This window comes from Halorubrum sp. SD612, from assembly GCF_002135005.1.
In genome coordinates this window covers 1-3,021 of record NZ_NEWI01000232.1, presented here as the reverse complement: position 1 = coordinate 3,021, position 3,021 = coordinate 1, and the positions used below count along the sequence as shown (strand labels likewise).

5 protein-coding genes are annotated in these 3,021 nt (G+C 70.5%); 3 read left to right on the top strand and 2 right to left on the bottom strand.

Annotated elements, in window-relative coordinates; genetic code table 11:
* Both B9G38_RS15645 and B9G38_RS15640 read right to left on the bottom strand, forming a co-directional pair.
* Positions 1-651 (bottom strand): HAMP domain-containing protein (locus B9G38_RS15645; RefSeq protein WP_143415524.1); only part of this gene is annotated, 651 nt, incomplete at its 3' end.
* 127 nt (positions 652-778) lie between these two features.
* Entirely contained in the window at positions 779-1,333 is a 555-nt protein-coding gene (locus B9G38_RS15640) for a DoxX family membrane protein (RefSeq protein ID WP_086220991.1), read from the bottom strand.
* A gap of 130 nt (positions 1,334-1,463) precedes the next feature.
* Between B9G38_RS15640 and B9G38_RS15635 the strand changes: the two genes are divergently transcribed.
* From B9G38_RS15635 to B9G38_RS15625, 3 genes are all read left to right on the top strand, one after another.
* Positions 1,464-2,270 (top strand): aldo/keto reductase, encoded by an 807-nt coding sequence (locus B9G38_RS15635; RefSeq protein ID WP_086220990.1) that lies wholly within the window; start codon positions 1,464-1,466, stop codon positions 2,268-2,270.
* Positions 2,271-2,343: 73 nt separating this feature from the next.
* Positions 2,344-2,523: a hypothetical protein gene (locus tag B9G38_RS15630; RefSeq protein WP_086220989.1), complete on the top strand. Its 180-nt coding sequence runs from the start codon at positions 2,344-2,346 to the stop codon at positions 2,521-2,523.
* 158 nt (positions 2,524-2,681) lie between these two features.
* Positions 2,682-3,021: DUF5790 family protein (locus B9G38_RS15625; RefSeq protein ID WP_233127242.1), on the top strand; the 340-nt coding region annotated here is incomplete at its 3' end.

The window sequence follows — 3,021 nt, the reverse complement described above, 5'->3', positions numbered from 1 at the left end:
GTCGTCGACGGTCCCGGCCACGTCGGCGGTGTCCTCGGCGACGGTCGCGACGGACGCGACGGTCCCCTCCAGCTCGTCGGCCATCTCGTTGAACGCGGCGCCGACCCGCGCCATCGCCTCGTTGTCGACGTCGGAGTCGACCCGCTGGGTCAGGTCGCCGTCGGCGAGCGCGCGCATCGCGGACTCGTACTCGGTCGCCTTGCGCTCGACCGTCTCGGCGCGGTCCGTCGCCTCGCGACGGGCTCGCTCCGCCTCCTCGCGGGCCGCCTCGGCGTCGCCGATCTCGGTGCGGAGCGACGACCGCATGGCGTCGAACGCCCGGAACAGCCGCCCGATCTCGTCCGTTCGACCCGTGTCCAGTCGCACGTCGAGGTCTCCCTCGGCCATCCGCTCGGCCTTGGCCGTGAGCTGTCGCAGGGAGATGACCGTGTTCGATCCGATGGTGACGCCGATGAGCGCGAGCCCGATCACCGTCAACAGCGTCATCCCGATGAGCCCGGAGCGCACCGCTGCGCCCGCGGCGCCCGCCTCCTCCGCCCCGAGGTAGACGATGACCCCGTATGAAACTGATACCCCCATGGCGCCGATCAGCGACAGCGCGAGCTTCGCGCCGTAACTCGATCGCACGCCGGAGGCCGATCCCGCTTGCATGTGTACCGATCGACAGGGATCGTATCGGGATAACAACTGCTCTCCGAATATTACGCCTGATAACGCGGTCCGGGGCGGAACCGGCCGTCAGCGCGGAAGCGGCCGGTCTCTCACCCGAGGCGGTCTCTCACCCGAGGAGGTAGCGCGTCCACGGGTACCGCTCGACGAGCGGCTGCCCGCCCACTTCGTACCCCTCGACGTACGAGTCGAGCCCGAGGACCCGGCCCGCGCCGAACGCGGCGACCGAGAGGAACACGAGCATGTACGCGAAGTCGCCGTTGATGTAGCCGTGCGAGACGTCCCAGTTGCCGAGGTAGAAGAGGAGCATCATGAACGCGCCCCAGAACGCGGCGAGCCGAGTGAGGAGCCCGACGACCACGCCGAGGCCGACGAGTAGCTCGCCCCACGGCACCGCGACGTTGACGAAGTCGACGAACAGCGCGTTCTCGCCCATCGCGGTGAACAGACCGGCGGCCGGGCTCCCGTTCGCGGCGGGCGCGTTCCGGAGGTAGCCCGCGGCGCTGAACTCGCCGCTCAGGACCTTGTCGAGCCCGCTCTGGAAGAACGCGAGGCCGATCATCAGCCGCAGCGCGAGGATGAACCAGACGCTGAGCGTGTGTAGTTTCCCCTCGACCGAGACGCCGCCGATCGTGCTTCGCGGCGAGATCTCTCTCGTTGACATACCTCCCCCGGCTCCGAGTGGGTATTTAAAAGGGGAGCAGGGCTCTCGGGGCGGCGCGACCCGTTCGAGGTCGGCACCGCGCTCGACGGGGACCGGTACGTTGAGGCCGCCGCCGTCCGAACGCGACCACGTGACTTCCGCTTTCGACCGACTCGGGTACGGGACGTACAAGCTGGCCGCCGGCGAGGAGTGCGCGGCCGGAGTCGCCCACGCGATCGAGACGGGCTACCGCCACGTCGACACCGCGCAGGGGTACGACAACGAGGCCTCGGTCGGCGACGGGATAGACCGGAGCGACGTCGGCCGCGAGGACCTGTTCGTCGCGACGAAGCTCTCGACGGACAACCTCTCGTACGACGACGCGGTCGAGACCGCGCGCGCCAGCCGCGACCGCCTCGGCGTCGACTCGATCGACCTGCTGTACGTTCACTGGCCGATCAACAGCTACGACCCCGAGGAGACGCTGCCCGCGCTCGACGACCTCGTCGACGACGGCGTGATCGACCGGATCGGGCTCTCGAACTTCGAGCCGGACCAGCTCGACGAGGCGATTGACCGCCTCGACCACGACGTGTTCGCCCACCAGGTCGAGTGTCACCCCCTGCTTCAACAGGAGCGGCTCCGCGAGTACGCGGTCGACGACGGCCACTGGCTCGTCGCCTACTCGCCGATCGCGCGCAACCGCGTCGCGGACGTCGACGTCCTCCGGGAGATCGCCGCGAGCCACGGCGCCACCCCGGCGCAGGTGAGCCTCGCGTGGCTGCTCTCGAAGGAGCGCGTCGCGCCGATCCCGAAGGCGGCGGACTTCGGGCACGTCGAGGACAACTGGGCCGCCCGCGAGCTCGACTTGAGCGACGACGAGACCGCGCGGATCGACGCCCTGGACCGGAACGAGCGGATCGTCGACTTCGAGGAGGCGTCGTGGAACCGGGGATGACCTCCGGAGCGCTCAATAGCGGTACTTCCCCCTCATAGTCGGTTTAACGGCCCTCGCGGACCGAGATCGGTCCGTGTCGAACCCCGATCCCCACACCGACGGCGACGCCGACGCCCGCGACCGCCCGGCCCTCCTCGCGGCGACGCCCGACGCCGACGCGGTGGCCGAACGGCTTCGGACGCTCGCCGTCCTCGCGGGCGTTCTCGGCCTCCTCGTGACGCTGATCGCGGTGGAACTGCTCGTCCGGATCTGAGCCGCCGAACGGTCGCGGGTCCCCGGTCCGCCGGCCGCCCCGGCGGACCGAAACTGAACGCGAGAGCCGACCGATCCGGCGACCGACTCCGTCTCACCGCTGATTTCACTTCCGCTTTCGGGCGCGTTTTTAAAAGGTGCGGGCACGACGGGTCCGGTATGGGCCAGTCCACGTTCGACGACGACGACCTGTTCGGCGAGGCGGGCGAGGAGACCCGCGCGGAGGTCGAAGAGCACCTCGCGGCGGCGCGCGAGGAACTGCCCGACCCGGACGCCGTGTGGCAGCCGGACGCGGACAACGTCCTCGGCGCGCCCCACCGACTGAAGTCCGCGCCCGACGCCGGCCACGCCGTCGACAGCCTGCGCTCGGCCAAGAAGGCGTACGCCCTCGGCGCGCCCGCCGACGCCCTCGCGGCCCCCGCCGAATTACAAGACGAGCTCGAGGACACCGCACCGCCCCCCGCCGTCACCCAGGGCCCGCCCGCAGCGCGGCCCCCGC